Annotated in this window: 14 protein-coding genes; 5 read left to right on the top strand and 9 right to left on the bottom strand. The window is 73.2% G+C overall.

The features are described 5' to 3' along the window. The first annotated feature begins 110 nt into the window (after positions 1–110). A complete protein-coding gene (locus AB0302_RS07980) occupies positions 111–1,280 on the top strand; it encodes an FUSC family protein (RefSeq protein ID WP_366371185.1) in 1,170 nt (389 codons plus the stop codon). A gap of 48 nt (positions 1,281–1,328) precedes the next feature. Beyond that, positions 1,329–2,768: a DNA repair protein RadA gene (gene radA, locus AB0302_RS07985; RefSeq protein ID WP_366371187.1), complete on the top strand. Its 1,440-nt coding sequence runs from the start codon at positions 1,329–1,331 to the stop codon at positions 2,766–2,768. Positions 2,769–2,790: 22 nt separating this feature from the next. Here radA and AB0302_RS07990 read toward each other — a convergent pair whose 3' ends face one another. Beyond that, on the bottom strand, positions 2,791–3,744 hold the full coding sequence (locus AB0302_RS07990) for a hypothetical protein (RefSeq protein WP_366371189.1): 954 nt from the start codon (positions 3,742–3,744) through the stop codon (positions 2,791–2,793). Positions 3,745–3,786: 42 nt separating this feature from the next. Between AB0302_RS07990 and AB0302_RS07995 the strand changes: the two genes are divergently transcribed. Beyond that, on the top strand, positions 3,787–4,716 hold the full coding sequence (locus tag AB0302_RS07995; RefSeq protein ID WP_366371191.1) for an A/G-specific adenine glycosylase: 930 nt from the start codon (positions 3,787–3,789) through the stop codon (positions 4,714–4,716). A 24-nt stretch (positions 4,717–4,740) separates the two neighbouring features. Here the strand turns inward: AB0302_RS07995 and AB0302_RS08000 are convergent, their stop codons facing one another. From AB0302_RS08000 to AB0302_RS08035, 8 genes are all read right to left on the bottom strand, one after another. After that, positions 4,741–5,256 (bottom strand): amino-acid N-acetyltransferase, encoded by a 516-nt coding sequence (locus AB0302_RS08000; RefSeq protein WP_319075740.1) that lies wholly within the window; start codon positions 5,254–5,256, stop codon positions 4,741–4,743. Between the two features lie 73 nt (positions 5,257–5,329). Then, positions 5,330–5,521, bottom strand: a complete 192-nt coding sequence (locus AB0302_RS08005; RefSeq protein ID WP_298710655.1) for an antitoxin — start codon at positions 5,519–5,521, stop codon at positions 5,330–5,332. 183 nt (positions 5,522–5,704) lie between these two features. Then, positions 5,705–5,908, bottom strand: coding sequence for a CsbD family protein (locus tag AB0302_RS08010; protein WP_298710658.1), 204 nt, complete (start codon positions 5,906–5,908; stop codon positions 5,705–5,707). 252 nt (positions 5,909–6,160) lie between these two features. After that, positions 6,161–8,704: an ATP-dependent Clp protease ATP-binding subunit gene (locus AB0302_RS08015; protein WP_366371194.1), complete on the bottom strand. Its 2,544-nt coding sequence runs from the start codon at positions 8,702–8,704 to the stop codon at positions 6,161–6,163. A 157-nt stretch (positions 8,705–8,861) separates the two neighbouring features. Next, complete coding sequence (locus AB0302_RS08020) at positions 8,862–9,164, bottom strand: Lsr2 family protein (RefSeq protein WP_248117822.1); 303 nt, start codon at positions 9,162–9,164, stop codon at positions 8,862–8,864. Between the two features lie 241 nt (positions 9,165–9,405). Next, positions 9,406–9,618, bottom strand: coding sequence for a hypothetical protein (locus AB0302_RS08025; RefSeq protein WP_366371196.1), 213 nt, complete (start codon positions 9,616–9,618; stop codon positions 9,406–9,408). Positions 9,619–9,621: 3 nt separating this feature from the next. Beyond that, positions 9,622–11,148 carry a lysine--tRNA ligase gene (gene lysS, locus AB0302_RS08030; RefSeq protein WP_366371198.1) on the bottom strand — a complete coding sequence of 509 codons (1,527 nt, stop codon included), beginning with the start codon at positions 11,146–11,148 and terminating at the stop codon, positions 9,622–9,624. 21 nt (positions 11,149–11,169) lie between these two features. Next, positions 11,170–12,159, bottom strand: a complete 990-nt coding sequence (locus AB0302_RS08035; RefSeq protein ID WP_248117816.1) for a D-glycerate dehydrogenase — start codon at positions 12,157–12,159, stop codon at positions 11,170–11,172. 126 nt (positions 12,160–12,285) lie between these two features. On the opposite strand from AB0302_RS08035, the gene AB0302_RS08040 reads away from it, so the two are divergent. Together AB0302_RS08040 and AB0302_RS08045 are read left to right on the top strand one after the other, a co-directional pair. Then, entirely contained in the window at positions 12,286–14,190 is a 1,905-nt protein-coding gene (locus AB0302_RS08040) for an MDR family MFS transporter (protein WP_366371201.1), read from the top strand. Then, on the top strand, positions 14,183–14,662 hold the full coding sequence (locus tag AB0302_RS08045; RefSeq protein WP_366371203.1) for a MarR family transcriptional regulator: 480 nt from the start codon (positions 14,183–14,185) through the stop codon (positions 14,660–14,662). Before AB0302_RS08040 ends, AB0302_RS08045 begins: the two co-directional genes overlap by 8 nt. Positions 14,663–14,706: the final 44 nt, after the last annotated feature.

Here is a 14,706-nt window from a genome sequence, read left to right on the forward strand (position 1 = left end):
AGGTGAACACGGGGTGAACGCGTGCGTCCGAGCGCGCCCAGGGGCGTGTCGTCGGTCACTCCGCGACCCGCGCGGCCCCCCTGCGGGTCGCGCGGCATAGGGTGTGCGGCATGACGGAGCGCTTCGCCACCGCGACGGGGACCCTGCCCGCCGTGCCTCCGGCGACCCGGCGGGGACGGGTCGGGGTGTTCGTGCGCCGCCGCGCCCGGTCGGGCTGGGCCCGCGTGCGCTCCTCGGCCTCGCACGCCGCTCTCATCGCGCTGTGCGCCGTGGGCGCGTACGCGTTCGCCGAGACCGTGCTCGGCCATGACCAGCCCCTCTTCGCCTCCACCGCCCTGCTCATCGCGCTCGGCTTCAACCGCGAGCCGAAGGTGCGGAAGGTGGCCGAGGTGGCGGTCGGCTGCACGCTGGGCATCCTCATCGGGGACCTCCTCATGCTCGGGCTGGGCCGCGGCCTGTGGCAGGCCGCCGTCGTGGTGTTCGTCTCCGTGATGGTGGCCCGCTTCCTCGACTCGGGCTCCACCTTCACCATGCAGATGTCCCTGCAGTCCGTCCTGGTGGTGCTCCTGCCCATCGGCGAGGGCGGCCCCTTCGCCCGCAGCGGGGACGCACTCGTGGGCGGCGCGCTGGCGCTCGTGGTCACGTTCCTCTCCCCGCAGGACGCGCGCCGCGGCACCGTGCATCAGCTCCAGGGGCTCTTCGACGCCGTGGCCACGGTGCTGCGCGACCTCTCGAGGAGCCTGCGGGAGGAGGACTCCCGGGCGGCGTGGATGGCGCTCGTGGCATGCCGCGGCACGCACTCCACCCTGGAGGAGGTCCGCAAGGAGCTGAAGGTGGCCGAGGAGCAGGCCACCTTCAATCCCCTGCAGCGCGCCTCCCGCTCGTTCGTGGAGGACGTCTCCAACGCCGCGGACCGCTCCGACCTCGCGGTGCGCTCCCTGCGGATCGTCGCGCGGCGCGTGGTGACCGCGCTGGACTCGGGCTCGTTCGACGACGAGCACCGCGAGCGGCTGGCGGCGTGGTTCGACGAGGCGGCGGACGCCGTCGACGTGCTGCACCGCTCCCTCGTGGAGCCGCAGGAAGAGGGCCGCCATCGCTCTCTCTCGGGCGCCCGGGACGCGCTCGGTGCCGCGGCCGCCCGCCTCGACCCGGCGCAGCTCGGCGGGGGCTCGATCCACGGCGAGGCCCTCGTGATGCTGCTGCGCCCGATGATGGTGGACCTCATCGAGGCCACGGGGGCGTCGCACCAGGCGGCCGTGGGGTACCTGCCCCGGGTCTGAGCGCCGGCGGGGCCAAGCGCGTCCGGGGGCCGTCCTAGAGTGATCGGCATGGCCACGAAGACCCCCGCCAAGCGCGCCCCCGGATACCGCTGCACCGAGTGCGGCTGGACCAGCGTGACGTGGGTGGGCCGCTGCGGGGAGTGCCAGGCGTGGGGCACGGTCGAGGAGGCCGGGGGCGCCTCGACGACGGGCCGCACCCGCGCGTCCACGGTCGCCTCCCCCGCCCCGCGGATCGCAGAGGTGGACGCCTCCGCGGCGTCGTTCCGCTCCACCGGGGTGCGCGAACTGGACCGCGTGCTCGGCGGCGGGCTCGTGCCGGGTGCGGTGATCCTCCTGGCCGGCGAGCCGGGGATCGGCAAGTCCACACTCCTGCTGGACGTGGCGGCGCAGACGGCCCGGGGTGCGGACGCGGGCGGCGAGGGGGGCGGTGCGGCCGAGCCCCGCACCGTGCTGTACCTGACGGGCGAGGAGTCCGCGGCGCAGGTGCGCATGCGGGGAGACCGGATCGGGGCCCTCGCCGAGACCCTGCACCTCGCCGCGGAGACCGACCTCGGCCGCGCGCTCGGGCAGATCGAGCGGATCAGGCCCTCCCTCGTGATCGTGGACTCGGTGCAGACCCTGCAGTCCGCGGAGGTGGACGGCGTGGCCGGCGGCGTCACCCAGGTGCGGGAGGTGGCCGGGAGCCTCATCCGCACGGCCAAGGAGGAGGGCATCACCACCATCCTCGTGGGGCATGTGACCAAGGACGGCACGATCGCCGGGCCCCGCCTCCTGGAGCACCTCGTGGACGTGGTGTGCCAGTTCGAGGGGGACCGCCACTCGCGGCTGCGGCTGGTGCGCGCCGTGAAGAACCGCTTCGGCCCCACGGACGAGGTGGGCTGCTTCGACCTGCGCGAGGACGGGATCGAGTCCCTCGACGACCCCTCGGGCCTCTTCCTCTCGGGCGTCTCTGACCCTGTGGAGGGCACGTGCGTCACGGTCACCCTCGAGGGGAGGCGCCCGCTCGTGGCCGAGGTGCAGTCCCTCCTCACCCCCTCGGCCGGCGGGAGCCCCCGGCGCACCGTGTCCGGCGTGGACGCCGCACGCGTGAACATGCTCCTGGCCGTGCTGCAGCGCCGGGCCCGCTTCGCCCTCGCCCAGGACGACTGCTACGTGGCGACCGTGGGCGGCGTGCGCCTCTCCGAGCCGGCCTCGGACCTCGCGGTGGCCGTGGCCGTGGCCTCGGCCAAGCTGGGAGCACCCGTGCCCCAGGGGATGATCGCCGTCGGCGAGCTCGGCCTCGCCGGCGAGGTCCGTCCCGTGCCCGGCGTGGGCCGGCGCGTGCGCGAGGCCGCCCGCCTCGGCTTCACCCGCGCGCTCGTGCCCCGCTCACCCGAGCCGCTCGGGGAGATCCCCGCCGGGTTCACGGTGGCCGAGGTCAGCTCCCTCAGCGAGGCCCTCGGCACCATCCCCTCGTGGACGGGCGGGGCCCCCGCGCGGCAGGACTGAGCCGGACCGCGCGGCTCGGGACTCAGCGCGACGGCGTGGCGGTCGCCGAGGACGTGGCTCCCGCCGAGGACGCGGCCGGGCGCCCCGAGGCCGGCGGCGAAGGAGGACGCGGGGTCGGCGTCGGGCGCGCCGACGTCGTGGGCGAGCTCGCCGGAGCCCGGCCGGACGGGGAGGAGACCGTGCCGGAGGGTGCCGCGGACGGCGCCGGGAGCGGAGTGCTCGAGTCCGACGGGGAGGGCGAGGCCGAGGCGGAGGTGCTTGGCCGCACCTGGAACGAGACCGGTCGGGACGTCAGGTCGCCCAGCGCCACCGTGAGGAAGTGCTCCCCCGGGGCGGGGTCCGCGCCGGGCGTCCCGCAGGCCGACGGCGAGCGCCGCACGTCCCAGCGGTACACCGCCGACTGCTCCTCGTGGGGGTCGAGCAGCATGTCCTGATGCGTCGGCTCCTGCTGGCACACGCGCGTGCTGAAGACGTCCGCTCCTGCGGCGTCGCGCACCGTGAACTCCTGCTGGGCCGTGCCCACGTCCAGCTTGCAGGGCGTGGAGGAGAGGTTGGTGATGCCCAGGCGCAGCTGCGCCTCGTCGCCGGGGTGGTAGCGCCCCTCGTCCACCGCCGCCGCGAGCCGCAGGTCCGAGGGCTCGCAGGCGGTGGCGCTCGCGAGGGCCGGATCGGGCGTGGGGGACGCGCTCGCAGCGTCGGACGGCGGTGCCGAGCTCGCCTCCGTGGGCGAGGCGGCGGCGGAGCTGGACTCGGCCGGCGCGGACGACGACGGCGCCGGGCTCTGCGACGAGGATGCGGCGTCCGACGCGGCGGGCTCGCCGCCTCCCTCCCCGTAGCCGCGTCCGATCAGCGCGCCCACGGCCACCGCCGCCATCAGGAGGGTGAGCAGCAGGGCCGCCCCCACCAGGAGGCGCCGGCGGCGGTACACGGCGGCGGACGGCTTCGGTCGCGGGGCGTCGGAGGGGTGGGAGGGCATGCGTTCCAGGGTAGGCCGCGGCGCCGTCCTAGAGTGGACGCCATGCCCAGCCACACCCCGCAGACCGCGCCGGTCGCCGACCCGGCAGGGCTCCATGCGGCCGTGCTGGACTGGTTCGCGCAGCATGCCCGGGACCTGCCGTGGCGGGACCCGGACTGCCCGCCGTGGGGCGTGCTCGTCTCCGAGATCATGCTCCAGCAGACACCCGTGGTGCGCGTGCTCCCGCGGTGGCGGGCGTGGATGGAGCGCTGGCCCACGCCGGCAGACCTCGCCGCCGCCCCCACCGCGGACGTGCTCACCGCGTGGGACCGGCTCGGCTACCCGCGGCGGGCGCTGCGGCTGCAGGAGGCGGCGCGCGCCGTCGTCGAGCGCCACGGCGGCGGCGTGCCCGCGGACCCCGTCGCGCTCCGGGCCCTGCCCGGTGTGGGCGAGTACACGGCCGCGGCGGTCTCCAGCTTCGCGTTCGGCATCCCGGAGACCGTGGTGGACACCAACGTGCGGCGGGTGTTCGCCCGCGCGGTGGGCGGCACCGCCCTGCCGCCGAAGGCCCTGACCCGCGCCGAGATGCGCCTGGCAGGCGCCCTCATGCCCGCCGATCCCGACGACGCGAACCGGTGGAACGCCGCCGTCATGGAGCTGGGCGCCCTCGTGTGCACGGCCCGCTCGCCCGCATGTGAGCGCTGCCCGCTGCTGGAGCGGTGCGCGTGGGTGGCCGCCGGCTCGCCCGCGCCGCAGATCGCGCCGAAGGGGCAGGCGTGGGCGGGCACGGACCGCCAGGTGCGGGGCGCCGTGATGGCCGCCCTGCGCGCCGACGGGCGGCTCCCCCGGGACGCGGTGCGCGAGCGGGCCGCCGCCGTCGGACGCCTGGGCGCACACGCGCCCACGGACGAGCAGTGGGAGCGGTGCGTCGCCGGGCTCGTGCGGGACGGGCTCGCCGTGGCGGACGACGACGGCGCCCTCCGGTTCCCCTAGGGCGCCCGCCCGGGCCGAGACCCCTCAGAGCGCGCGGATCATGCGCGTGTTGCCGAGCGTGTTCGGCTTCACGCGGGCCAGGTCGAGGAACTCGGCCACGCCCTCGTCCGTGGAGCGCAGCAGCTCGGCGTACACCTCGGGGTCCACCGCGCTCTGGTCAGCCATGACCTCGAAGCCGTGCCGGCGGAAGAACTCCACCTCGAAGGTGAGGCAGAAGACCCGGGACACGCCGATCCCCCGCGCCCGCTCGAGGAGGGCGCCGAGCAGGCGGTGGCCCACGCCCGCGCCGCGGAAGCCGTCCGCGACCGCGAGGGTGCGCACCTCGGCCAGGTCCTGCCACATCACGTGCAGGGCCCCGAACCCGGCGAGGGCTCCCGCCTCGTCCTCGACCACCAGGAACTCCTGGATGGCCTCGTAGTACGCCACCGCCTCCTTCTGCAGGAGGACGCGCTCCTCGGCGAGGGGCTGCACCAGGGCCTGGATGGCGGGCACGTCCTGCGTGCGCGCGGGGCGCAGGGTCAGCTGGGGGTCGGCGGGCATGGGGTCCAGTCTAGGACGCACGTCGGCCCCCGCCCGGGAGTCCCGGGTGGAGGCCGACGCGGAGCGGAGGAGCTCAGGCGGGGGTGCCGCCGGACTGCTCCTCGGAGTCGTTCAGGAACTTCTCCTGGGCGCCGTCGACGCCCTTGTTCACCAGGCCCGCGTGCTCGCCGAGCTTGTCGGCGTGCTGCTCCTGGGCGCCGTCCACGGCGCTGTTGACCTTGTCGGAGTGCTGGTTGGCGAGGTCGCCGATCTTGTTCATGTCCATGGTGTTCTCCTTCGGGGATGAGCCCGACGGGCGAGTGCCCGTCAGTGATCTGTCGTGGCCGAGTCAGAGGTCGCCGTCGGTCTGCACGGTGGCGGCGCTCTGGCTCAGCACCTGCTCCTGCACGGCGTCGATCGTCGAATCGGTGTCGGAGTGCGGCGCGGACAGGCTGACCGCCGGATCGCGTCAGCGACCGTCGGTCAGGCCGTCCTTGATGCCCTGGGCGGCACCCTTGAGCTTGTCGCCCGCATCCTGCACGGCACCCTTGGCGTCGGCGGCGGTGGACTGCGTGGTGCCCTCGGCGCGCATCTCGTCGTCACCGGAGACCTTGCCGAGGCCCTCCTTGGCCTTGCCCGCCACCTTGTCCATCGAGTTCTGGATGTCAGCCATGTGTCTGCTCCTCCTGGTCATCCTGCCGGCCGGCCGCCTCATGCGACGCGCCCTGTGATCAGCCAGTCAACGGGGTGGCACAGAACGGGTCAAGAGGCCCCGACCGACTCTCCGGAAGCCCACAGGAAGGACCGCCGCGGTCCGAGGCGGCGCCGGCGGCCCCGTCCGAGCCCCCGCACGACGACGGCCGCCCCCCGCGCGTGCGAGGGCGGCCGTCGTCGTGGCGCCCGCGGACGGCGCCGGAGGACCGGGTCAGTCCGTGCCGGTGGAGCCGAGGCCGGCCTCGAGCGCGGCCAGCTCCTCGCCGTCGAGCGCGGCGCGGCCGCCGGTGAACTCGAAGGTCAGCTCGGCGGACTCCCCCTCGCCGGTCACCCCCACGTGGATCGTGGAGCCGGCCGGGATCTCGCCGAAGAGGATCTTCTCCGAGAGCTGGTCCTCCACCATCTGCTGGATGGTGCGGCGCAGCGGGCGGGCACCCATGGCCGGGTCGTAGCCTCGCTCGGCGAGCAGGTCCTTCGCCGCCTGGGAGAGCTCCACGGTGAGGCCCTTCTCATCCAGGCGCTTCTGCAGCCGGGCCACGAAGAGGTCCACGATCTGGACGATCTCCTCCTTCTTCAGCTGCGGGAAGACGATGACGTCGTCCACCCGGTTGAGGAACTCGGGGCGGAAGTGCTGGCGCAGCTCCTCGCGGACCTTGCCCTTCATCCGCTCGTAGCCGGTGGAGGTGTCCGCGCTGGACTGGAAGCCCGTCATGACGCCCTTGGAGATGTCCCGGGTGCCCAGGTTGGTGGTCATGATGATCACGGTGTTCTTGAAGTCCACCACGCGGCCCTGCGAGTCGGTCAGGCGGCCGTCCTCGAGGATCTGCAGCAGCGAGTTGAAGAGGTCGGCGTGGGCCTTCTCCACCTCGTCGAACAGCACCACGGAGAACGGACGGCGCCGCACCTTCTCGGTCAGCTGGCCGCCCTCCTCGTAGCCCACGTAGCCGGGAGGGGCGCCGAAGAGGCGCGAGACGGTGTGCTTCTCCTGGAACTCGGACATGTCCAGGGTGATGAGCGCGTCCTCGTCCCCGAAGAGGAACTCGGCGAGGGACTTGGCCAGCTCCGTCTTGCCCACGCCCGTGGGACCGGCGAAGATGAACGACCCCGAGGGGCGGTTCGGGTCCTTCAGGCCGGCGCGGGTGCGGCGGATCGCGCGGGACAGGGACTTGATGGCCTCGTCCTGGCCGATGACGCGCTGGTGGAGCTCGGCCTCCATGTTCTTGAGGCGGTCGGTCTCCTCCTCGGTCAGCTTGAACACGGGGATGCCGGTGGACTTGGAGAGCACCTCGGCGATGAGGTCCTCGTCCACCGTGGCGACGTCGGCGTCGGCGCCGGTGCGCCACGCCTCCTCCTTCTGCCTCCGCTCGTCCTCGAGCTGCTGCTCCTGGTCCCGCAGGCGGGCCGCGCCCTCGAAGTCCTGGCCGTCGATGGCGGCCTCCTTCTGGGTGCGCACCTCCGCGATCCGGGACTCGTAGGCCTTGATCTCCGGCGGCACGGTCATGCGGCGGATGCGCAGGCGCGCGCCGGCCTCGTCGATCAGGTCGATCGCCTTGTCCGGCAGATGGCGGTCCGAGACGTAGCGGTCCGCGAGGGTGGCGGCGGCCGAGAGCGCGCCGTCGGTGATCGAGACCTTGTGGTGCGCCTCGTAGCGGTCCCGCAGTCCGCGCAGGATCTCGGTGGCGTCCGCGACGGACGGCTCGGGGACCTGGATGGGCTGGAAGCGGCGCTCGAGCGCGGCGTCCTTCTCGATGTGCTTGCGGTACTCGTCCAGCGTGGTGGCGCCGACGGTCTGCAGCTCGCCGCGGGCCAGCATCGGCTTGAGGATGCTGGCGGCGTCGATCGCGCCCTCCGCGGCGCCCGCGCCGACGAGGGTGTGGATCTCGTCGATGAACAGGATGATGTCGCCGCGGGTGCGGATCTCCTTGAGCACCTTCTTGAGGCGCTCCTCGAAGTCGCCGCGGTAGCGGGAACCCGCCACGAGGGAGCCGAGGTCCAGCGAGTAGAGCTGCTTGTCCTTGAGGGTCTCCGGGACGTCGCCGCGCTCGATCGCCTGGGCCAGGCCCTCGACGACGGCGGTCTTGCCGACGCCGGGCTCGCCGATCAGCACCGGGTTGTTCTTGGTGCGGCGGGAGAGCACCTGCATGACCCGCTCCATCTCGCCGGCGCGGCCGATCACCGGGTCCAGCTTGCCGTCGTGCGCGGCGGCGGTGAGGTTGCGGCCGAACTGGTCCAGCACGACGGAGCCGGCGTTCTGGCCGGCGTCGCTGCCCGCGCCCACGCCGGCGCCCGCGGTCTCCTTGCCGCCCTGGGCGCCGCCCTGGTAGCCGGAGAGGAGCTGGATGACGGTCTGGCGCACGCGGTTGAGGTCTGCGCCGAGCTTCACGAGGACCTGGGCGGCGACGCCCTCGCCCTCGCGGATCAGGCCGAGCAGGATGTGCTCCGTGCCGATGTAGTTGTGGCCCAGCTGCAGGGCCTCGCGCAGCGACAGCTCGAGCACCTTCTTGGCGCGCGGGGTGAAGGGGATGTGGCCGGGCGGGTTCTGCTGCCCCTGGCCGATGTCCTCCTGGACCTTCTCGCGGACGGCGCCCAGGGAGATGTCCATGGACTCCAGCGCCTTGGCGGCGACGCCCTCACCCTCGTGGATGAGCCCGAGCAGGATGTGCTCGGTGCCGATGTAGCTGTGGTTCAGCATGCGCGCCTCTTCCTGGGCGAGCACCACGACGCGCCGGGCGCGGTCGGTGAATCTCTCGAACATGGGGCACACTCCTCGTCTGGTCGAGCACGACACTACGCACCGCGGGAACGCCGACGGGCGGCTGTTCGCCCCTGGGAGAAGCGAGACGGCCGCCCGTCGTCGTCGGGTCCGGCGCCGCGTGCGCGGGGCCGGGTCGCGGTTCACCGCGGGATGCGGATCACTTGCGCTTCGAGTTGCGGTAGGCCTCCACGACGTCGCGGTGGAGGCGACCGCGGCTGGAGACCTCGTAGCCGTTGTCCGCAGCCCACTTGCGGATCTCCGCGGCCTCGACCTTGGGCGACGGCGGGGCCACCGCCCGGCCCTTCTTCATATAGGGCTTCAGGAAGTCGCGCAGCTCGCGAGCGTGCTCCTCCGAGAGGTCCACCTCGTAGTTGCGCCCGTCCAGGGCGAAGTTCACGGTCTCCACTGCGGCCGAACCATCGAGATCATCCACGAGAACTACTTCTACCTTCTGTGCCATTGCCGATTCCCACTTCCTGATCGCTTGCTCTCGTGCATCCGACACCGGATTCAGCCATCCGCCGGAATGTTCCGCCGACGATGGGGACACGCCTCCGGGCACGCGAGATGGCAATAACAATAGCCCAAGCCGACGGGTCGGCCTCGCCCATTGTCCGGATTCATGGCGGACGCCCAGGGAGTGGGATTCTCGGGCAGTAAATGCCGATGCGCGGTGGTGGGAGCCACGGCCGGCGCCGCGCTCAGCGCGGCGGGTCGGAGCGCCGGCGGGCGGCCCACTCGGCGGCCTCCTGCTCCTCGCGCGCCGCACGGGCGTCACGTCCGGTCACGCGCCGGGTCATGGTCTCGCGCTCCGCGGAGTCGGCCCGCAGGAGCGAGCGCATGACGAGCCAGAAGATGAGCGCGAGCCCCACCGACGGGGCGAGGACCGAGAAATACTCCCAGAAGACCTCCACGGGTCAGGCCTCCGGCTTCAGCAGCGGGAAGAGGATGGTCTCCCGGATTCCCGCGTCCGTGAAGAGCATCACCAGGCGGTCGATTCCCAGACCGATTCCGCCCATCGGCGGAGCGCCGTATTCGAGGGCCCGGAGGAAGTCCTCGTCCAGCTGCATGGCCTCGTCGTCGCCGGCGGCGGCCTTGAGGGACTGCGCGGTGAGGCGCTCCCGCTGGACCACGGGGTCGATCAGCTCGGAGAACGCGGTGCCGCGCTCCATGCCGCCGATGATCAGGTCCCACGCCTCGATCACACGGTCGTCGTCCCGGTGGGGCCGGGCCAGCGGCTGGGCTGCCGGCGGATAGTCGTACACGAACGTGGGGTTCATCAGGGTGGGCTCCACGATCTCGCCGAAGAGCTCGATCACCAGCTTCTGGGCGTCCCACTTCGGGTCCACCTTGACCGCGTGCTCCGCGGCGATCGCGCGCAGGGTCTCGGCGTCGGTCTCCGGGGTGACCTCCCGGCCCACGGCCTCGGACAGGCCCGGGTACACGGAGACCCACGCCCACTCGCCGTCGAGGTCGATGACGCCCTTGGCGGTCTCGAGGCGCCGACCGGCGCCCACGGCGTCCGCGGCGTTGAGGATGATCTCCTGCATGCGCTCGGCCATCACGTGCATGTCCGCCCACGCCTCATAGGACTCGAGGGTGGTGAACTCAGGGGAGTGCGTGGAGTCCACGCCCTCGTTGCGGAACACCCGGCCGATCTCGTAGACGCGCTCGATCCCGCCGACCACGGCGCGCTTGAGGTAGAGCTCGGTGGCGATGCGCAGCGTCATCGGCTGGTCGAACGCGTTGAGGTGCGTCTCGAACGGGCGGGCCTGGGCACCGCCGTGGACGAGCTGGAGCATGGGGGTCTCCACCTCCACGTAGCCGTGGCCCTCGAGCGTGCGGCGCACGGCGGCCGTGACCTTGGCGCGCCGGTAGACCATCTCGCGGGCCTCGTCGCGCACGATCAGGTCCGCGTAGCGCTGGCGCACGCGGGTCTCCTCGTTGAGGTCGGCGTGCAGCACGGGCAGCGGACGCAGCGCCTTCGAGGCCATCTCCCATGCGGTGGCCTGGATGGACAGCTCGCCGCGGCGCGAGACGATCACGCGCCCGGTGACGGAGAGGAAGTCGCCGAGGTCCACGGCCTTCTTCCACTCGGCCAGGGACTCCTCGCCCACCTCGGCCAGGGACACCATGACCTGCAGGCGCACGGCCGCGCCGGTCTCCCCGGTCTCCTGCAGCGTGGCGAAGCACAGCTTGCCCGTGTTGCGCAGGAACACCACGCGGCCGGTGACGGAGACCTCGGGTCCCTCCTCCCACCCGGCCTCGTGCTTGCCGTCGAACTCGGCCCGGACGGCGGCGAGGGAGTGCGTGCGGGGAACCTGGACCGGGTAGGCCTCGCGGCCCGCGGCCAGCAGCTGCTCGCGCTTGGCGGCGCGGACGGCCTGCTGGTCGTGGTGGTCGACGGCGGCGGGCTGCGAGGGCATGGAGTTCTGGGAGGTCACAGTCGTCCAGTCTACTGTCGCTCAGCGGCGCGCCTCCGGGTTCACGAGCGCCGGGATCTCACCGCCCGTGGCCATGCCGATGGCGTTGCGCGCGGTCAGCTCCGCCATCGCGGCGCGCGTGCCCCGCGTGGCGGACCCCAGGTGGGGCAGGAGCATGACGTTGCTCAGGTCCGCGAGGCCCTCGGCCATGGCCGGCTCCTCCTCGTACACGTCGAACCCGGCGCCGAAGAGCCGGCCCTCGCGCAGGGCCGCCACGAGCGCCGCCTCGTCCACCACGGGGCCGCGGGCGGTGTTGATCAGCACCGCGTCGTCCTTCATCCGCCGCAGCACGTCCGCGTCCACGAGGTGCCGGGTGTCCTCGGTCAGGGGGACGTGCAGGGAGAGGTAGTCGGAGCGCTCCACGAGCTCCTCCCAGCGGACCTGCTCCACCTTCCCGGCGAACTCCCCGAGCTCGGCGAAGGCGACCTCGCGATGGGCCGGGGGGCGCGGCGCGAAGACCACGTCCATGCCGAGGGCCAGGCCGCGGCGCGCGACGGCGCGGCCGATCCGGCCGAAGCCGGCCAGGCCGAGGGTCGCTCCGGCCACGTCCTTGCCCACGAGCAGGTCGGCACGCCAGCCCTCGAACCGGCCGCCGCGCATCATGGCCTCACCCTCCACGGCGCGGCGGGCCACGCCCAGGAGCAGGAGCAGGGCGATGTCCGCCGTCGCCTCGGTGAGCACATCCGGGGTGTTCCCGACGGCGATCCCCGCCTCGGTGGCGGCGGCGACGTCGATGTTGTTGTGCCCGACGGCGTAGTTGGCGATGCCCTTGACCTTCGCGTCGGCGAGCACCTCCGCCGTGAACTTCTGGTCGAGCGCGGCCACGACCACGTCGTAGTCCCCGGAGGCGCACAGCCGGGCGAGGGCCTCGTCCCCGCCGACGTCGGCGCCGTCCACCACCTCGCCGACGTCGCGGAGCATGCCCAGTCCGGGCTCGGGCAGGGCGGTCATCATCAGGAAGCGGGGGCTCATGGGGTGCTCACTCTCGACTCGGGGGACGTGACCAGGCTAACCGCGCGAGGAGGCCCGCGCCCGGCACCCGGTCTCTATAGTTGACACAAGTCAATCATTGTCATCGGTCAACCATCGAAGGATCCCATGACCTCCACCTCCGTCTCGTCCCCCGAGGCCGCGCCGACCACGGGTGGCCCCTCCCTGGGCCAGGCCGCGGCCGACGCCGCCCGGCACCGCGTCGTCCTGCGGGCCCTCACCGGCCTGCTCCTCGGCATGTTCGTCTCCATGATCGCCAACACGGTGGTCTCCACGTCGATGCCGGTGATCATCAGCGACATCGGCGGCGACCAGAACGCCTACACGTGGGTGATCACCTCGGCCCTGCTGGCCACCGCGATCGCCACCCCCATCTGGGGCAAGCTCGCCGACCTCGTGAACCGCAAGGTCCTCTTCCAGCTCGCCCTCGTCATCTTCGTCGCCGCCTCCGCGGCGGCGGGCTTCACCACCGACCCCGCGTTCCTGATCGCCTGCCGCGTGGTCCAGGGCCTGGGCGGCGGCGGCCTGGCCGCCCTCAGCCAGGTCATCATGGCGGACATCATCAGCCCGCGTGAGCGCGGCAAGTACATGGGCCTGTTCGGCGCGGTGATGGCCGTGGCCACCGTCGGCGGCCCGCTCGCCGGCGGCCTCATCACCGATGCGTGGGGCTGGCGCTGGAACTTCTTCGTGGCCGTGCCCTTCGCCGTCCTCGCGCTCGTCATGGTCCAGCGCACCCTGCACCTGCCGCCCCGCGAGCGGCGCACGGTCTCGATCGACTACCTGGGCATCGTGTTCCTCTCCGTCGCCACCGCGCTGCTGCTGATCTGGGTCACCAACGCGGGCCACCAGTTCGAATGGGCGAGCGCCACCACCGCGTGGATGCTGGCCGGCGCCGCCGTCGCCACGGCCCTGTTCGTGGCGACAGAGCTGAAGGTGTCCGAGCCGCTCATCCCGCTCACGCTCTTCCGCGACCGCACCTTCACCCTCGCGACGGTCGCCTCGATCGCCACGGGCCTCGCCATGTTCGGGGCCTCGGTCTACCTGGCGCAGTACATGCAGCTGGCCCGCGGCGCCACCCCCACGCAGGCCGGCCTCATGACAATCCCCATGATCGCGGGCCTGCTGGTCTCCTCGACCGTCATCGGCGGCCTCATCACCCGCACCGGCGTGTGGAAGCGCTGGCTCATCGTCGGCGCGGTCCTGCTCATCGCCGGCACCGCGCTGCTGGGCACGCTCCACTACGACACCCCGTTCTGGCTGGTGTCGGTCTACATGTTCCTGCTCGGCGCCGGCGTCGGCATGACGATGCAGAACCTGGTGCTCGTCGTGCAGAACACCACCGACCCCCGCCAGATGGGCGTCGCCAGCTCCGGCGTCACCTTCTTCCGCTCCCTGGGCGGCAGCATCGGCGTCGCCGTCATGGGCGCCGTGGTGGCCAACGTCGTGCCCACGCAGCTCGACGAGCGCCGCGCGGACATCGGCGCGGCCCTGCAGGGCCTCGGTCCGGCGGGCGCCGAGTGGGCCCAGCGCCTGCAGTCCGGCGGCCTGCCGCGCGTTGCGGAGATGCCGGACGCGCTGCGCGTCATCGTCGAGGACATCTACGCCACCGGCATCTCCCAGGCCTTCCTCGTGGGCGTGCCGCTCGCGGTGGTGGCGCTGGCCGCGATCCTGTTCCTCCCCGACATCCCGCTGGGCCGCATGACGACGACGGAGCGCCTCGACGCCTCCCGCGCCGACCTGGCCACCGTCAGCACCGCCACGGGCATGCAGGATCTCCCCGCCACCGGCGGCATCCCCGTGGTGCCCGCGGCGCCCGCCACGACGCCGTCCGCCGCGGCCCCGGAGCGGGGCGTCACCGCTGCGGCACCGACCGCACGTCGACACGCGGCGAGGAGCTCCCGGCGCCCCGCCGCCTCCGCGCGCCGGGTGTGGCAGACGGCCGGCGGCGCGATCGCCGCGGCGGTCCTGACCGGCCTCGGCATGGCCGCGGCCGGGCGGGTCCGCCGTGGCTGAGCCCCACGCGCCCGCCGTCCAGGGGCCCGAGGGCTTCGAGGACGCCGTCCAGGAGCTGGAGGGGGCGTTCACCCACCTCGTCCGGCAGCACCGCAGGATCCTGGCCCGACAGGCCGAGGCCCTCAGCCCCGGCATGTCGCCGGGGGCGATGAAGGCGTTCGCGGCCATCTGCCACACGGGTCCGCTGACGCCGTCGGCGCTGGCCGAGCACATGCTCCTGGACCGCGCACAGGTCTCTCGCCTGACGCGAGAGCTGGAGGCGGACGGGCTCGTGCGGCGCGAACCGGATCCGCAGGACCGGCGATCGGCCCTGCTGAGCGCCACGGACGAGGGACGCGCCCGCCTCGACGAGGTCCGCGGCGGGCCGGCCGGGGGCGGGATCCGGCAGGACCTGCGGCGGTGGGACCTCGAGGAGATCCACACCCTCACCTCCCTGCTCCTGCGCTTCGTGGACGAGCGCGAGACCCGCTGAACGGCGCGGCGCCCCCCGCCCCCCGAGCAGGGGGGCGGGGGGCG

Source organism: Micrococcus sp. NPDC078436 (assembly GCF_040702705.1).
GTDB lineage: Bacteria > Actinomycetota > Actinomycetes > Actinomycetales > Micrococcaceae > Micrococcus.

Bases quoted from the DNA above. Each gene is read 5' to 3' on its own strand.
- AB0302_RS07995 (WP_366371191.1), top strand. From the start codon at position 3,787: ATGCCCAGCCACACCCCGCAGACCGCGCCGGTCGCCGACCCGGCAGGG.
- AB0302_RS07980 (WP_366371185.1), top strand. From the start codon at position 111: ATGACGGAGCGCTTCGCCACCGCGACGGGGACCCTGCCCGCCGTGCCT.
- AB0302_RS08015 (WP_366371194.1), bottom strand. From the start codon at position 8,704: ATGTTCGAGAGATTCACCGACCGCGCCCGGCGCGTCGTGGTGCTCGCC.
- AB0302_RS08020 (WP_248117822.1), bottom strand. From the start codon at position 9,164: ATGGCACAGAAGGTAGAAGTAGTTCTCGTGGATGATCTCGATGGTTCG.
- AB0302_RS08040 (WP_366371201.1), top strand. From the start codon at position 12,286: ATGACCTCCACCTCCGTCTCGTCCCCCGAGGCCGCGCCGACCACGGGT.
- AB0302_RS08035 (WP_248117816.1), bottom strand. From the start codon at position 12,159: ATGAGCCCCCGCTTCCTGATGATGACCGCCCTGCCCGAGCCCGGACTG.
- AB0302_RS08000 (WP_319075740.1), bottom strand. From the start codon at position 5,256: ATGCCCGCCGACCCCCAGCTGACCCTGCGCCCCGCGCGCACGCAGGAC.
- AB0302_RS07990 (WP_366371189.1), bottom strand. From the start codon at position 3,744: ATGCCCTCCCACCCCTCCGACGCCCCGCGACCGAAGCCGTCCGCCGCC.
- AB0302_RS08010 (WP_298710658.1), bottom strand. From the start codon at position 5,908: ATGGCTGACATCCAGAACTCGATGGACAAGGTGGCGGGCAAGGCCAAG.
- AB0302_RS08005 (WP_298710655.1), bottom strand. From the start codon at position 5,521: ATGGACATGAACAAGATCGGCGACCTCGCCAACCAGCACTCCGACAAG.
- radA (WP_366371187.1), top strand. From the start codon at position 1,329: ATGGCCACGAAGACCCCCGCCAAGCGCGCCCCCGGATACCGCTGCACC.